The organism is Enterobacter cloacae complex sp. 394I7 (assembly GCF_057320345.1).
On sequence record NZ_JBXWCR010000008.1, the window covers coordinates 121690 to 136410 of the forward strand.

A 14721-nucleotide genomic window follows, 5' to 3' on the forward strand; every position below is an offset into this window, starting at 1 on the left:
AAACATCAGCCCGTAATCTTTTGATTGCCATCACCTTAACTGGTGAGGGCGTTGTTGTTCGTCAATACATCTACTTTGAGCCGGTTCACACTTTTCAATGAAAATTGCTAATCATTTTCACGATGAGCTAAGTAGACTGGCCGCCATTGACATTGAGGCACTCGTACTACATGGCTGAATTCGAAACCACTTTTGCAGATCTGGGCCTGAAGGCTCCTATCCTTGAAGCCCTTACCGATCTGGGTTACGAAAAACCATCTCCGATCCAGGCAGAATGTATCCCACATCTGTTGTCTGGTCGTGACGTGCTGGGCATGGCCCAGACTGGTAGCGGCAAAACCGCAGCGTTCTCGCTGCCGCTGCTGCACAACATCGATCCGGAACTGCGTGCACCGCAGATCCTCGTCCTGGCTCCAACCCGTGAACTGGCTGTTCAGGTTGCAGAAGCTATGACTGATTTCTCTAAACATATGCGCGGCGTAAACGTGGTGGCCCTGTACGGTGGCCAGCGTTATGACGTGCAGTTACGTGCCCTGCGCCAGGGTCCACAGATTGTTGTCGGTACGCCGGGCCGTCTGCTGGATCACCTGAAGCGCGGTACTCTTGACCTCTCTAAACTGAGCGGTCTGGTACTGGATGAAGCAGATGAAATGCTGCGTATGGGCTTCATCGAAGACGTAGAAACGATTATGGCGCAGATCCCGGAAGGTCATCAGACCGCTCTGTTCTCTGCAACCATGCCAGAAGCGATTCGTCGCATTACCCGCCGCTTCATGAAAGAGCCGCAGGAAGTGCGCATTCAGTCCAGCGTGACCACTCGTCCGGACATCAGCCAGAGCTACTGGTCTGTATACGGTATGCGTAAAAACGAAGCGCTGGTTCGTTTCCTGGAAGCGGAAGATTTTGATGCGGCGATTATCTTCGTTCGTACCAAAAACGCGACCCTGGAAGTGGCTGAAGCGCTGGAGCGTAGCGGCTACAACAGCGCAGCGCTGAACGGTGACATGAACCAGGCTCTGCGTGAGCAGACGCTGGAGCGCCTGAAAGACGGTCGTCTGGATATCCTGATTGCAACCGACGTGGCAGCACGTGGTCTGGACGTTGAGCGTATCAGCCTGGTTGTTAACTACGATATTCCAATGGACTCCGAATCCTACGTTCACCGTATCGGTCGTACCGGTCGTGCGGGTCGTGCAGGTCGTGCGCTGCTGTTCGTTGAGAACCGCGAGCGTCGTCTGCTGCGTAACATTGAACGCACCATGAAGCTGACCATTCCAGAAGCGGAACTGCCAAATGCAGAACTGCTGGGCAAACGCCGTCTGGAAAAATTCGCCGCGAAAGTACAGCAGCAGCTGGAAAGCAGCGACCTGGACCAGTATCGTGCGCTGCTGGCACAGATTCAGCCTACCGCTGAAGGCGAAGAGCTGGATATGGAAACACTGGCCGCAGCACTGCTGAAAATGGCACAGGGCGAACGTACCCTGATCGTGCCACCAGATGCACCGATGCGTCCTAAGCGTGAGTTCCGTGACCGTGATGAGCGTTTCGAACGCCGTGGCGACCGTAACGATCGTGGTCCACGTGCTGACCGTCCAGAGCGCAGTGGCGAAGAGCGTCCACGTCGTGAGCGTCGTGACGCTGGCGAAATGGAACTGTACCGCATTGAAGTGGGCCGTGATGATGGTGTTGAAGTTCGTCATATCGTTGGCGCGATCGCTAACGAAGGCGACATCAGCAGCCGTTACATCGGTAACATCAAGCTGTTCGCATCTCACTCTACTATCGAGCTGCCAAAAGGCATGCCGGGCGAAGTACTGCAGCACTTTACTCGCACCCGCATCCTGAACAAGCCGATGAACATGCAGCTGATGGGCGATGCCCAGCCACGTACTGACCGTGGTGGCGAACGTCGTGGCGGTGGTCGTGGTTTCGGTGGCGAGCGTCGTGAAGGCGGTCGTAGCGAAGGCAACCGCGCTGGTGCAGGCGAAGGTCGTCGTTTCTCTGGCGAGCGTCGCGAAAGCCGTGGCCCACGTCGTGAAGAAGGTACCGCTCGTCGTCGTTTCGGTGACGCGTAAGTCTTTCGTTTCTGACGTAAAGTAATCTATACAGCCCCGATAAACACTGTCGGGGCTTTTTTTATTCCTTTTGTACTCTTGTACTGGTACAGTGCTGCACATTAACATGCATAACCGCATTATTGACAGGAGAAAAGGCTGTATGGCGACACTTACCACCACCCAAACGTCACCTTCGCTGCTTGGCGGCGTGGTGATCATCGGCGGAACCATCATTGGTGCCGGGATGTTCTCCCTGCCTGTGGTTATGTCCGGTGCGTGGTTCTTCTGGTCGCTGGCGGCACTGGTGTTTACCTGGTTCTGTATGCTTCATTCCGGGCTGATGATCCTCGAAGCCAACCTGAACTACCGCATTGGCTCCAGCTTCGACACCATCACTAAAGACCTGTTAGGCAAAGGCTGGAACCTGGTAAATGGCCTCTCCATTGCCTTTGTGCTCTACATCCTGACTTACGCGTACATCTCAGCGAGCGGCTCCATTCTGCATCACACATTCTCGGAGTTGTCGCTGAACGTGCCGGCAAGAGTGGCGGGCTTGTGCTTCGCGCTGGGCGTCGCGTTTATCGTCTGGATGAGCACCAAAGCGGTGAGCCGCATGACGGCGATTGTGCTGGGCGCGAAGGTGATCACCTTCTTTCTGACCTTCGGCAGCCTGCTTGGGCACGTTACGCCGGCCACGCTGTTCAACGTGGCGGAGGCGAATACCACTTACACGCCGTACCTGCTGATGACCCTGCCGTTCTGTCTGGCATCGTTTGGTTACCACGGTAACGTGCCGAGCCTGATGAAGTATTACGGTAAAGATCCACGCACGATTGTGAAGTGCCTGATCTACGGCACGCTGCTGGCACTGGCGCTGTACGTGATTTGGCTGCTGGGGACGATGGGCAATATCCCGCGTCCTGAATTTATCGGCATTGCGCAGAAGGGCGGTAACATTGATGTGCTGGTACAGGCGCTGAGCGGCGTACTGAACAGCCGCAGTCTGGATCTGCTGCTGGTGGTGTTCTCTAACTTTGCCGTCGCGAGCTCTTTCCTCGGCGTGACGCTGGGCCTGTTTGACTACCTGGCCGATCTGTTTGGTTTTGATGATTCTGCTATGGGGCGCTTTAAAACCGCGCTGCTGACTTTCCTGCCACCGATTGTTGGCGGTCTGCTGTGGCCGAATGGTTTCCTCTATGCCATCGGCTATGCCGGGCTGGCGGCCACCATCTGGGCGGCGATTGTGCCTGCGCTGCTGGCACGCAAATCACGTAAACGCTTCGGCAGCCCGAAATTCCGCGTCTGGGGCGGAAAGCCGATGATTGCGCTGATTCTGGTGTTCGGTATTGGCAACGCGCTGGTGCATGTCCTGTCGAGTTTTAACCTGCTGCCGGTGTATCAGTAACACCACCTGTCACCCTCTCCCGACGGGAGAGGGGAACAAACCGCGCTAACCTGACACTTCCTCTTTCACCTGCATCGCCAGGTCAAACGAATGCAAGCGTGCCTGATGATCGAAAATCTGGCCGTTAACCATAATTTCATCCGCCTGCGTCTCACGCAGCACCGCCTCCAGCCCGTGACGCACTTTTGCCTTATCCCCCACCAGCGACATGCTCAGCGCCTGCTGAACGCCATACTGTTCGGATGCCGACCACAGCTGATGCATATTCTCCACCGGCGGCGGCAGCTGGCCGGTCTCACCGCGACGCAACTTCACAAAAGCCTGTTGCATGGAGGTGAACAGGAATTCCGCATCGCGATTGCTGTCGGCGGCAACGATGTTGATGCACACCATCGCATACGGTTTTTCCAGACGCTCTGAAGGTTTGAAGTTTGTGCGATAGAGGTGAAGCGCCTGGTGGAGCATATCAGGCGCGAAGTGTGAGGCAAAGGCGAACGGCAGCCCCAGCTGCGCGGCAAGCTGCGCGCTGTACAGGCTTGAGCCCAGCAGCCACACCGGGATCTTCTCACCGTAGCCTGGCACCGGGCGCACGTGCGGGTTAGGGTCACGCGCGTCAAACCAGTCTACCAGTTCAGCCACATCGCGCGGGAAGTTATCGATGTCGCCGCTCATATGGCGACGCAGGGCGCGCATGGTCGGCTGGTCGCTGCCCGGTGCACGGCCAAGACCCAGGTCGATACGACCAGGATAGAGTGTATTCAGCGTGCCAAACTGCTCGGCAATCACCAGCGGGGCGTGGTTCGGCAGCATCACGCCACCGGAGCCAAGGTGCAGCGTGGTGGTGTTCGCCGCCAGGTAACCAATCAGCACGGAGGTCGCGGCACTGGCGATACCAACCATATTGTGGTGCTCAGCCAGCCAGTAACGGTGATAACCGCGTTTTTCTGCCAGGCGAGCGAGATCGAGAGAGTGGGTAAAGGCTTCTCGAGCTGAGGAGCCTTGAGGGATCGGCGCCAGATCCAGCACCGAAAACGGAATGGTTTTATCAGTCATAACAGCTCACTTTGTCGACGGTGAATCTTTTAATAGTGCATTAAAATTTAATAACCGTTGTTAACAAAGTGAGCTTTTACATTTCTTCTTCAGCCCTGTAACACCAGCCCGGGGAGGCGTTTCCAGTAGCCGTTACAGTCGCTGTTAGCGGTTAACGGCAGCGGAGCATCACCGTTTTCATTGGCGCGGAAGGCATCCAGCATGGCGAATACGCCCGTATCCACCGGTGACAGGCGCACCATGTCGACCAGACCGTTCATCGACGCCAGTTCATTGCCGAGGTTATACACATAGCCGCTCATGGTCTGGATACCGTTCAGGACGAACACCTGCTGATTTTCCTGCGACAGCATGCTGCGCCCGTTCGGGTACTTGATGCAGCAGGTTTCACACTCGTCTTTCGGACGGTCTTCAGAGCGGGCGGTGAAGCAGCGGGCAGAATAGGCCAGCGGCAGATGACCATAGCTCAGTACTTCCACCTCAAACTGATTGCGAATGCCCAGCGTTTCGCACTGGTTGAGCAGGTTAGCCAGCCAGTCGCGCGAGAGTTCGACCGGCATGCACCAGCGCGTCATCCCCTGTTTAAGCAGCAGGCGCAGCGTCACGGCGTTATAGCAGTTCAGCGCATGGCCTGCGACAAACGGCAGTCTGCGTTCGGCGCACATGTTCACTACGCCCAGATCGCTGGCTTCCAGCAGGAATTCACCGTTCTCTACGTAGCGTTTGAGTTCACCCAGTTCGGAGGAGGCCTGGACGAGGGCGAGCGTTGAGAGCACCACCTGTTTACCGCTTCCGGCGAGGCTTTTCGCCATATCCAGCCAGTCGCCCGCTTTGGTGGCGCGGCGCTTGCTGCATACCGCTTCACCGAGGTAAATCACATCTGCGCTGCTGGTTGCGGCCTGGTGGTAAAAATCTTCCAGCGTCTCTTTTGGCCAGTAGTAGAGCACCGGCCCTAATGAATATTTCATGATTATCTCACTGCCATTTACGGTGATACGCGCCAAGCGTGGTTTGTGTACCCTCGGACATCGCACCGAGTGTCTCCATCCACGCCGGTTGCGGTGCGTAGTTCTGCGGGTCTGCCATGCAGCGATCGATAGCCTGGCGCCAGACTTTTGCCACCTGGCTGACGTACGCCGGGCTGCGCTGGCGGCCCTCAATTTTCACCGAGGCGATATTGGCGGCCAGCAGTTCTGGCAGCAGTTCCAGCGTATTAAGGCTGGTTGGCTCTTCCAGCGCGTGGTAACGCTCGCCGTCTACCAGATAGCGGCCTTTGCACAGCGTCGGGTAACCGGCATTTTCGCCGTCCTGATAGCGGTCAATCAGCACGTCGTTCAGGCGCGATTCCAGCCCCTGCGGCGTCTGTTGCCAGCGAACAAAGCGGGCGGGTGAGCAGGCCCCAACGGTATTGGGGGATTCGCCGGTTAAATAGGAGGAGAGATAGCAACGGCCTTCGGCCATGATACACAGGCTGCCAAAGGCAAAAACTTCCAGTGGTACTGGCGTGACGCGCGCGAGTTGCTTAACCTGATGAATAGAGAGCACGCGTGGCAGCACCACGCGGGCAACATCAAAGTGACGATGATAAAAACGCACCGCCTCTTCGTTAGTGGCAGATGCCTGAACGGAGACGTGACGCTCAATATGGGGATAGCGTTCTGCCGCATACTCAAGCATAGCGAGGTCGGCGAGGATCAGCGCATCGGCGCCCAGCTGTGCTGCCATATCCACCGCGCGTTGCCAACGGGCGTAGCCATCAGGATGGGCGAAGGTATTGATGGCGATATGCAGTTTGCGGCGGTGCTGGTGGACGAAGGTAACGGCTTCCTGAAGCTTTTTCTCCGTAAAGTTGAGGCCAGCAAAATGGCGGGCGTTGGTATCATCTTTCAGCCCGATATAGACCGCATCGGCCCCATTTTCGATGGCCGCCTTAAGCGCCGGAAGATTTCCGGCTGGGCAGAGCAGCTCCATAATTTATCCTGATGTAGTCGATCGCAAATTTGTTAACGAGCTGGGATTTTAATTAACCCATACGCGACAATTTTTGATTTAAGGCAGCTAATGGCGTATTGATGGCACCAATAATGAGGTACACCTGACGACAGTTTGTTGATTTACGCCGCTATGTTGTGCTTCGGATATGGCAAAATAGCAGGACTATAGCTATCAGGGAGTAAAGCTCGTGCTGGATAAACTGCGTTCACGTCTCGTACAATTTGGTCCATCAATGCTGAGCGTGCCGGTAAAACTGGCCCCGTTCGCGCTTAAACGCCAGGTGCTGGAGCAGGTGCTGAGCTGGCAATTCCGCCAGGCACTGCAGGACGGTGAGCTGGCGTTCCTGGAAGGGCGCTGGTTAAGCATTGACGTCCACGATATCGGGCTGCGCTGGTTTACCTCTGTTGAGAATGACCAACTGATCGTCCGTGAGTCCGCCGACGCGGATGTGAGCTTTAGCGCCAGCGCCAGCGATCTGCTGATGATCGCCGCGCGTAAGCAGGATCCGGACACACTCTTCTTCCAGCGCCGACTGGTTATCGAAGGCGATACGGAACTTGGTCTGTACGTGAAGAATTTAATGGATGCCATTGAGCTGGAGCAGATGCCGAAAGCGCTGCGTGTGATGTTGATGCAAATGGCAGATTTCGTTGAGGCGGGGCTGAAAACCCCGCCGGAAAGTAAACACACTTCAGTAGGTGAGCCATGCTGATTCGAGTCGAAATTGGGATTGATGCACCGGGTATCGATGCGTTGTTACGCCGCTCTTTTGCGCGGGATGACGAAGCGCAACTGGTCCACGATCTCCGCGAAGACGGCCTGATTACGCTGGGGCTGGTTGCCACCGATGACGAAGGTCAGGTGGTGGGCTATGTTGCCTTCAGCCCGGTTACCGTTCAGGGAGAAGAGCTACAGTGGGTAGGAATGGCACCGCTGGCGGTTGATGAGCACTACCGCGGCCAGGGGCTGGCGCGCCAGCTGGTTTACGAAGGGCTGGACTCGCTCAACGAATTTGGCTATGCCGCCGTGGTGACGCTGGGAGATGCTACGTTCTATGGCCGTTTAGGCTTCGAACCGGCAGCGCATTACGATCTCCGCTGCCGCTGGCCGGGAACGGAATCCGCCTTCCAGGTGCACCGTCTGGCGGATGACGCGCTTAATGGCGTGAACGGTCTGGTTGAGTACCACGACCATTTCAATCGCTTTTAATCAGGCTCTCGCGAAGCGCCTCAAAGGAGCCGTCTCCGGTGACGAGGCGCTCTTTCTGACGCTTCGTCAGCTGCTTAATGCGGTATTCCATTCTGAGCGCCAGCGATCTGTCGCCAACGGGCGCTGAAAAGGCGAGCTGTAATTCCCCTTTCCCCCGCAGCGCTTTGGCACCTTTCCCCGTTTGATGTTGTAGAAAACGCCGCGCCACATCGGTAGTGATCCCGGTGTACAGGGCGTTATCGGCGGTACGAACAAGATAGAGAAACCAGCACACGGTAAACAGATTCAGTATGTTAAGGTGAACGCACCTTAGCATGAGAGAGAGCGAAAATGGAAACTCTGACCACCATTAACCGCTGGCTGGCAAAACAGCATGTCGTCACCTGGTGCGTGTATGACGAAGGTGAAATGTGGTGTGCAAACGCGTTTTATTACTACGATCCAGAGCGCGTCGCCTTTTATGTCCTGAGCGAGGATAAAACCCGTCATGCGCAAATGTCGGGTTCGCAGGCGAAGGTGGCGGGCACGGTGAACGGCCAGCCTAAAACGGTTGCGCTGATTCGTGGCCTGCAGTTTAAAGGGGAGATCCGCCGCCTGGACGGAGAAGAGAGCGACGCGCAGCGAAAACGCTACACGCGCCGCTTTCCGGTTGCCATTGCGCTAAAAGCTCCGGTGTGGGAAATCCGCCTTGATGAGCTGAAATTTACCGACAACACCCTGGGCTTTGGCACAAAGCTTCACTGGCTACGCGCCGAGCAGGCGTAGCGCTTCACGGTTAAACGCGGGCAGATCGTCCGGGGTCCTGCTGGTGATCAGCTGGTCTTTGTCGTTCACAACCTCCTGATCGTAAAACTCAGCCCCCGCATTTTTCAAATCGATAACGATCGGTTTTACGGCCGTGAGTTTACGCCCGCGCACGACATCTGCGCTGATGAGCAGTTGCGGACCGTGGCAGATGGCAAAGACCGGTTTGCCCGTCGAGACAAAGTCTCGCGTGAAGGTCACGAACCGTTCATCCCCGCGCAGGGAATCCGGTGAATGACCGCCGGGTAACAGCAGGGCATCGAAATCTGACGGGCTGACGTTATCGATGGTTTCATCGATGGTCACGCTGGCTTCGCCCTTATGGCCTTTCACCGTTTTACCCGCCTCTTTCTCAATGGTGATGACCTCATGTCCTGCCTTGCGAAATGCCTCGGCTGGCGAGGTGAATTCTGAATCTTCAAACTCGTCGGTGATCAAGACTGCGATTTTCTTGCCCATGCTTCCTCCGTTGTTTTGGCTTCAGACAGATTTTTCTCCGCTTGTGGTAAATACTTACCTGTAACAGACTTCTAAGTGTGGTCGACGACGCTGAGTTCGCAAACGGACAATTCTGTAAAGGGGAGATGAGATGAGTCAGGTACTGATTACCGGCGCGACCGGGCTGGTGGGCGGACATCTGCTGCGGCTGCTGCTTCAGGAGCACCGGGTTAACTATATTGCCGCCCCGACGCGTCGGCCTCTCGCGGATATCTCCGGCGTCTTTAACCCCCACAACCCGCAGCTTACCGATGCACTGGCGCAGGTACAGGATCCTGTTGATATCGCCTTTTGCTGCCTCGGTACAACGCTGCGTGAAGCGGGCAGTAAAGAGGCCTTTGTGCATGCGGACTACACGCTGGTGGTCGATACGGCGCTGACGGCTAAAAAGCTGGGGGCCACACATTTTGTGGTGATCAGTTCGCTCGGTGCCAATGCCGGGTCACCTTTTTTCTACAACAAGGTGAAGGGCAAAATGGAAGAGGCGCTGATTGCCCAGAAGTGGGAGCAACTGACCATTGTTCGCCCCTCCATGCTGCTCGGGCATCGGGATGAACGCCGTTTTAACGAATCGTTTTTCGCGCCTCTGTTCCGCATCCTGCCGGGTAACTGGAAATCCATTGAGGCAGCGGACGTGGCGCGTGCGATGCTAAAAGAAGGGCTCTCGCCATCGCAGGAGGGCGTGAATATCATCCCGTCGGCAAAACTGCGTGAAATCGCACAGGGCGAGGCGTAAACTCCCCCGGCTAATAACCTACTACTCTCCGGGGAATGCTATGACTGGTCAGTCTTCATCTCAGGCGGCTTCACCTGTTCAATGGTGGAAGCCCGCGCTCTTCTTTCTCGTGGTCATCATCGGCCTCTGGTATGTGAAATGGCAGCCGTACTACGGTAAAGCCTTCACGGCCGCCGAAACGCACAGTATCGGAAAATCTATTCTCGCTCAGGCTGATTCCAGCCCGCTTCAGGCGGCGTGGGATTACGCCATGGTCTATTTCCTTGCCGTCTGGAAAGCCGCGGTACTGGGCGTCCTGCTGGGCTCGCTGATTCAGGTGCTTATCCCGCGTCACTGGCTGGTGAAAACCCTCGGTCAGCCCCGCTTTCAGGGTACGCTGCTGGGGACGATTTTCTCCCTGCCGGGCATGATGTGCTCATGCTGTGCAGCGCCTGTGGCCGCCGGGATGCGTCGTCAGCGCGTCTCAATGGGCGGTGCGCTTGCTTTCTGGATGGGGAACCCGTTGTTAAACCCGGCGACGCTGGTGTTTATGGGCTTTGTGCTGGGCTGGCATTTCGCCTTTATTCGTCTGGTGGCCGGGCTGCTGACGGTGCTGGTCGTGGCGACCCTGGTGCAATATCTGGTGAAAGACAAAACCGTAGCGCCTGCGCCAGTTGACGTGGATATCAGCGAACCGCAGGGCGGCTTCTTCGCGCGCTGGGGCAGGGCGCTGTGGCAACTTTTCTGGAGCACCATTCCGGTCTATATCCTGGCGGTTCTGGTGCTGGGCGCGGCGCGCGTCTGGCTGTTCCCGCATGCGGACGGGGCTATCGACAACACGCTGCTGTGGGTCGTTGCAATGGCCGTTGCCGGTTGCCTGTTCGTGATCCCAACGGCCGCTGAAATTCCCATTGTTCAGACCATGATGCTGGCCGGGATGGGCACCGCGCCTGCACTGGCGCTGCTGATTACCTTGCCTGCAATCAGCCTGCCGTCGCTTGTCATGTTGCGTAAGTCATTCCCGGCGAAAGCGCTGTGGCTGACCGCGGGGCTGGTGGCGCTGAGCGGGGTGATGGTAGGAAGTATTGCACTGGTATAAAAAAAGCCCGGTAGCGTTACCGCTTACCGGGCTTTCTGTCAGACGTTCTGGTTACTTGATGTAGGTGAAGGCGGTGGTGACGTGTTTCACGCCGCTCACCCGGCTGGCGATATCGGCCGCCGCTTTCCCTTCACGGTCGGTGACCAGACCCAGCAGGAACACTTCGCCGTTTTCCGTTGTCACTTTCACGTTTGAGGATTTCACCTGGTCCGAGCCCAGCAGCTGGGAGCGTACTTTGGTGGTGATCCAGGTATCAGACGACGCGGTACCCAGGCTGATTGGCTGCCCCTGACGGATTTCATTGAAGACTTCCGTGGTGCCCTCAACGCCCATTGCGATCTGTTTTGCGCGGCTGGAGAGTTCGGTATTCGGCGACTGGCCCGTCAGCAACACTTTGCCCTGATAGGCCGTGACGTTGATACGTGCTTCTTTCTTGATTTGTTCGTCTTTCGACAGCGCACTGTTGACGCGCAGCTCCAGCGTACCGTCATCGACCTGTGTCCCTACGGAACGCGGGTCGGTTGCCGCTTTAGTACCAACCGCGGCGGTACCCACAACAGCCGCAGCGATACATCCCTGAAGCAGTAATGCAGACATAAGGACTGCGAGGGTCGATAAAGCCTTCATAAGAACTCCTTAATCATCCTGGTGAGGGAAAAGCGTGTTATCGATCAAATCGCATAAGCAGTTCACCGTGAGCATATGCATCTCCTGAATGCGCGCGCTACGGTGAGAGGGAATGCGGATTTCCACATCCTGCGGCCCAAGCAAACCCGCCAGCTCACCACCGTCATAGCCTGTTAAGGCAACGATAGTCATGTCGCGGGTGACGGCGGCTTCAACGGCTTTGACAATGTCCCGGCTGTTGCCGCGCGTGGAGATTGCCAGCAGAACATCTCCGGCATGACCCAGGGCTCGCACCTGCTTTGCGTAAATCTCATCATGCAGACGATCGTTAGCAATCGCTGTTAAGACCACATTATCGGTATTAAGTGCAATGGCGGGTAAACTCGGTCGTTCTGTTTCAAAACGATTGATCATGCTGGCAGCAAAATGCTGTGCGTTGGCGGCTGAAGTGCCATTGCCACAACAGAGGATTTTGTTGCCGTTGAGCAGGGATTGCACCAGCGTCATGGCGGCACGAGAGATAGCGTCCGGAAGGGCTTCCGCCGCTGCAATCTGAGTCTGGATGCTTTCAGTGAAGCACACTTTAATTCTTTCGAGCACGTTATCCCTTTTAAATCTTAATTATGCGTCTTCGCCAAAAGCGTTTTTCAGCCATTCGATCGCATTGCCGGTGAAGGCTACCACATCGAACCGGCAATCCACAGTATCAAAACTCCCATTATGGCGGGCAAGCCACAAGTGGGCAGTCTGTAATAATTTATGTTGTTTGGCGAACGTCACGCTGGCGGCAGCGCCGCCAAAACGGGAAGACTGTCGGTAGCGAACTTCTACAAACACGATGACCTCACCGTCTTTCATGATGAGGTCGATTTCGCCGCCACGTCCGCGAACGTTAGCGGCGATAAAGTGCAGTCCTTTGCCTTCAAGCCAGCGACGCGCTTTTAATTCCCACGCGTCACCGGTCTCTTTACGGCTTAACTGGCCGGGACGATTTGTCCCTGCTGGTATTTGAGCCATGATAACTTCCTGTTAATCACACAATCCTGAGTGGCCGTCAGATCGCCGGTATTGCCGTTAAGCTCAAAGCCCGGCACCTGACGCATCTGGGTAAAGTGGTTCGCCAGCGCCCAGGCATCGACACCCATGGCATACAGACGTGCCAGAGAGTAGTCGTTGCGGACGGTGCTCAGCGCCTGCTGCATCAGGGCCGGGTTGCTGCCTGCGAGCATGGGAATTTCGCTGTACTGCAGGCCGTCCATCTCCAGACGGAAATCCGGGCCGGCGGTACCTTGCGCGCTGCGTGAACTGGCGTACAGCGTTGCGCCGCTCTGGCTACCGTTACGCATTGCAATCATCGGTTTGATGAAGGCGATTTCCTGCGGGGTGGCAACGATATACGCTGCATCCACTTTACCACCACCGCTGATCTGCGCGTCGGTAGGTGGCGCAGGGATCGACAGACCGCCAATGGTCACACTCTGCTGCTGCGGCAGGCTTGCGCTGACCGGGCTGCCGTTGAGGGCAATGCCCGCTCCGCCATTGACGCCCGCGCGCAGTTCAGACGCGGAGCCGAATTTCTGCTGCAGCACAATGCCGCCGCCCAACTTCTGCCACTCATCGGCAAAAGCATTAGCAACGCGATCCCCCAGCGTACTGCGTGGGATGAGCAACAGCGGAGCCTGTTTACCCTGCTCGTGAATATGACGCGCCGCATCGCGGGCTTCATCTTCCGGCGACAGCGCGAAGTAGCAGATATTGGCACGGTTCTGAACCTGCTCTGGCTGGTTGAGTGCCAGCACGTTCAGCGTGGTATTGCTCTTCATCAACTCTTCGACATTGTTTTTCAGCAGCGGGCCGACAACGATGCTCGCACCATCCTGTTGAACCTGCGCCAGTACCTGGTCAAGCGGCTTCGAACTGGTGTCGTAGATTTTCAGCTCAGCACCCGGGTTTGCGCTGGTGGTGGCCACTGGCGGTGTTTGCGCGGCAGGTTGTGCCGTTTGTTCTGCGGGCGGTGCAGGCTGAACGTTCTGCGGTTGAGGTTGTTCAGACGCGGTGTCAGTCGCCGGGGCTGCTTGAGTTTCAGCCGGCGCCGGCGTGGCGGGCGGTGCAGGCTGAACGTTCTGCGGTTGAGGTTGTTCAGACGCGGCGTCAGTCGCCGGAGCTGCTTGAGTTTCAGCTGGCGCTGGCGTAGTCGTCGCAGGCGTCGTAGGGGCCGTTACCGGGTTCTGCATCGTTCCCTGTGCTGGCGTCTGCGCGGTGGTCAGGTCACTGGTTTCAGCGGCGGAAGGGCTGACCACATCGTTCACGTTTGCCGCCTGTGCCGCCTGGGTCGGCACTGCGCTGCCCGTCACTGGCGTCGTGCCGTTTTTCGCGGCTTCAAAACCCTGCTGAATAGTGCGACCGAATACCGCCGCCTGACCGTTTAAGGGCAGAAGGAGTGCAATCTTGCTGGTCGAGGCCGGCTTAAAGTTCTGCACGTTTACCAGCTGTGTCGGCAGCATTTTCGCGCCCGGATTCTGCGGGTAGCGGGTCTGCCAGTCAGTGATACCGGCTTTCAGCATCTTCGGATCGTTGCGGTTGTTAAACCACATCTGCTGCAGATCCAGCCAGCCCTGCAGGACGTTTTCATCTGCATTGATCACCAGTGCACGCGCCTGTTCCTGCGTCATAGAGGCCAGCGCCTGCCACGTGGCATCGATATTTTTCTGCTTATCAGCTCCGCCGAGCAGAGGCTCCTGGGCGATCAGCGCACGGAGCAGCGTCAGGGAAGGGCGGCCCTGTTCAGCGGTAATGCCCGCCTGCCAGAAGCGAGCCTGCTGATTTTTGTCCAGCGCGCTCACGTCGATATCCCCGAGGATCTTTTTCGCGGCATCGTAATCTTTCAGCGCGACTTTCAGCTCGGCAGAGAGCAGGCGCTGCTCACGACGCTGAACATCATTCAGATCTTTTGGCAACTGGTTGAACAATTCGGCAGCCTGCTGGGTTTTACCCTCTTTCAGCAGTGCACGAATGGCGAGTAATTGCCAGTTGGTCTTGGTATCATTTGAGCTCTGCGACATTTGTTGCAGATAAAAGCCAGAGTCAGCCTGAGCAGAACCCTGCAAATGGGCGGTGCTCTGGTCGGGTGCCTGGGTGCCACAGCCTGCAAAGATCAGGGCTGCCAGCAGGAGCGGCACGCTGCGCGTGGCTTTTTTTCGAAGAAACGTTAACGGTACCATACTGTATCCAGTGATTTTTTTTACGCAATGCTCAATAT

Annotated in this window: 17 protein-coding genes; 8 read left to right on the forward strand and 9 right to left on the reverse strand. The window is 56.7% G+C overall.

Annotated elements, in window-relative coordinates; translation table 11 throughout:
- Positions 1-97 precede the first annotated feature (97 nt).
- The 3 genes from yrbN (at position 98) to mtr (ending at position 3462) form a co-directional block, all read left to right on the forward strand.
- Complete coding sequence (gene yrbN, locus AC2FAP_RS20805) at positions 98-178, forward strand: protein YrbN (RefSeq protein ID WP_100122156.1); 81 nt, start codon at positions 98-100, stop codon at positions 176-178.
- Entirely contained in the window at positions 171-2075 is a 1905-nt protein-coding gene (locus AC2FAP_RS20810; RefSeq protein WP_020883539.1) for a DEAD/DEAH family ATP-dependent RNA helicase, read from the forward strand. Before yrbN ends, AC2FAP_RS20810 begins: the two co-directional genes overlap by 8 nt.
- 142 nt (positions 2076-2217) lie before the next feature.
- The gene (gene mtr, locus AC2FAP_RS20815) at positions 2218-3462 is read left to right on the forward strand and encodes a tryptophan permease (RefSeq protein WP_047956256.1); all 1245 of its coding nucleotides are present in this window, start codon (positions 2218-2220) and stop codon (positions 3460-3462) included.
- Between the two features lie 45 nt (positions 3463-3507).
- Here mtr and AC2FAP_RS20820 read toward each other — a convergent pair whose 3' ends face one another.
- The 3 genes from AC2FAP_RS20820 to ubiU form a co-directional block, all read right to left on the reverse strand.
- Positions 3508-4515, reverse strand: coding sequence for a luciferase-like monooxygenase (locus AC2FAP_RS20820; RefSeq protein ID WP_032679044.1), 1008 nt, complete (start codon positions 4513-4515; stop codon positions 3508-3510).
- 89 nt (positions 4516-4604) lie between these two features.
- Positions 4605-5483: a U32 family peptidase gene (locus AC2FAP_RS20825; RefSeq protein WP_047743765.1), complete on the reverse strand. Its 879-nt coding sequence runs from the start codon at positions 5481-5483 to the stop codon at positions 4605-4607.
- A 7-nt stretch (positions 5484-5490) separates the two neighbouring features.
- A complete protein-coding gene (gene ubiU / locus AC2FAP_RS20830) occupies positions 5491-6486 on the reverse strand; it encodes a ubiquinone anaerobic biosynthesis protein UbiU (RefSeq protein ID WP_020883543.1) in 996 nt (331 codons plus the stop codon).
- Between the two features lie 211 nt (positions 6487-6697).
- On the opposite strand from ubiU, the gene ubiT reads away from it, so the two are divergent.
- Both ubiT and AC2FAP_RS20840 read left to right on the forward strand, forming a co-directional pair.
- Complete coding sequence (gene ubiT, locus AC2FAP_RS20835) at positions 6698-7222, forward strand: ubiquinone anaerobic biosynthesis accessory factor UbiT (RefSeq protein WP_020883544.1); 525 nt, start codon at positions 6698-6700, stop codon at positions 7220-7222.
- Complete coding sequence (locus tag AC2FAP_RS20840) at positions 7216-7719, forward strand: GNAT family N-acetyltransferase (RefSeq protein ID WP_020883545.1); 504 nt, start codon at positions 7216-7218, stop codon at positions 7717-7719. Before ubiT ends, AC2FAP_RS20840 begins: the two co-directional genes overlap by 7 nt.
- Here the strand turns inward: AC2FAP_RS20840 and AC2FAP_RS20845 are convergent.
- A complete protein-coding gene (locus tag AC2FAP_RS20845) occupies positions 7706-8035 on the reverse strand; it encodes a GIY-YIG nuclease family protein (protein ID WP_014171769.1) in 330 nt (109 codons plus the stop codon). The two genes, AC2FAP_RS20840 and AC2FAP_RS20845, sit on opposite strands and share 14 nt — an antisense overlap.
- Positions 8036-8049: 14 nt before the next feature.
- Between AC2FAP_RS20845 and AC2FAP_RS20850 the strand changes: the two genes are divergently transcribed.
- Positions 8050-8484, forward strand: coding sequence for a YhbP family protein (locus AC2FAP_RS20850; protein ID WP_044866070.1), 435 nt, complete (start codon positions 8050-8052; stop codon positions 8482-8484).
- On the opposite strand, the gene AC2FAP_RS20855 is transcribed toward AC2FAP_RS20850, so the two are convergent.
- Positions 8464-8982 carry a type 1 glutamine amidotransferase domain-containing protein gene (locus tag AC2FAP_RS20855; protein WP_014171767.1) on the reverse strand — a complete coding sequence of 173 codons (519 nt, stop codon included), beginning with the start codon at positions 8980-8982 and terminating at the stop codon, positions 8464-8466. The two genes, AC2FAP_RS20850 and AC2FAP_RS20855, sit on opposite strands and share 21 nt — an antisense overlap.
- A 130-nt stretch (positions 8983-9112) precedes the next feature.
- Between AC2FAP_RS20855 and AC2FAP_RS20860 the strand changes: the two genes are divergently transcribed.
- Both AC2FAP_RS20860 and AC2FAP_RS20865 read left to right on the forward strand, forming a co-directional pair.
- Positions 9113-9757, forward strand: a complete 645-nt coding sequence (locus AC2FAP_RS20860) for an NAD(P)H-binding protein (RefSeq protein WP_449541789.1) — start codon at positions 9113-9115, stop codon at positions 9755-9757.
- Positions 9758-9797: 40 nt separating this feature from the next.
- The gene (locus AC2FAP_RS20865; RefSeq protein ID WP_395017502.1) at positions 9798-10835 is read left to right on the forward strand and encodes a permease; all 1038 of its coding nucleotides are present in this window, start codon (positions 9798-9800) and stop codon (positions 10833-10835) included.
- A gap of 51 nt (positions 10836-10886) precedes the next feature.
- On the opposite strand, the gene dolP is transcribed toward AC2FAP_RS20865, so the two are convergent.
- From dolP to AC2FAP_RS20885, 4 genes are read right to left on the reverse strand one after another with little or no spacing between them, the layout of a single operon-like run.
- On the reverse strand, positions 10887-11462 hold the full coding sequence (dolP, locus tag AC2FAP_RS20870) for a division/outer membrane stress-associated lipid-binding lipoprotein (protein WP_014171764.1): 576 nt from the start codon (positions 11460-11462) through the stop codon (positions 10887-10889).
- A gap of 9 nt (positions 11463-11471) precedes the next feature.
- Positions 11472-12062 (reverse strand): DnaA initiator-associating protein DiaA, encoded by a 591-nt coding sequence (diaA, locus tag AC2FAP_RS20875; RefSeq protein ID WP_003861754.1) that lies wholly within the window; start codon positions 12060-12062, stop codon positions 11472-11474.
- A gap of 21 nt (positions 12063-12083) precedes the next feature.
- Entirely contained in the window at positions 12084-12479 is a 396-nt protein-coding gene (locus AC2FAP_RS20880) for a YraN family protein (RefSeq protein WP_047743762.1), read from the reverse strand.
- Complete coding sequence (locus AC2FAP_RS20885) at positions 12437-14683, reverse strand: penicillin-binding protein activator (protein WP_485453011.1); 2247 nt, start codon at positions 14681-14683, stop codon at positions 12437-12439. Before AC2FAP_RS20885 ends, AC2FAP_RS20880 begins: the two co-directional genes overlap by 43 nt.
- Positions 14684-14721: the final 38 nt, after the last annotated feature.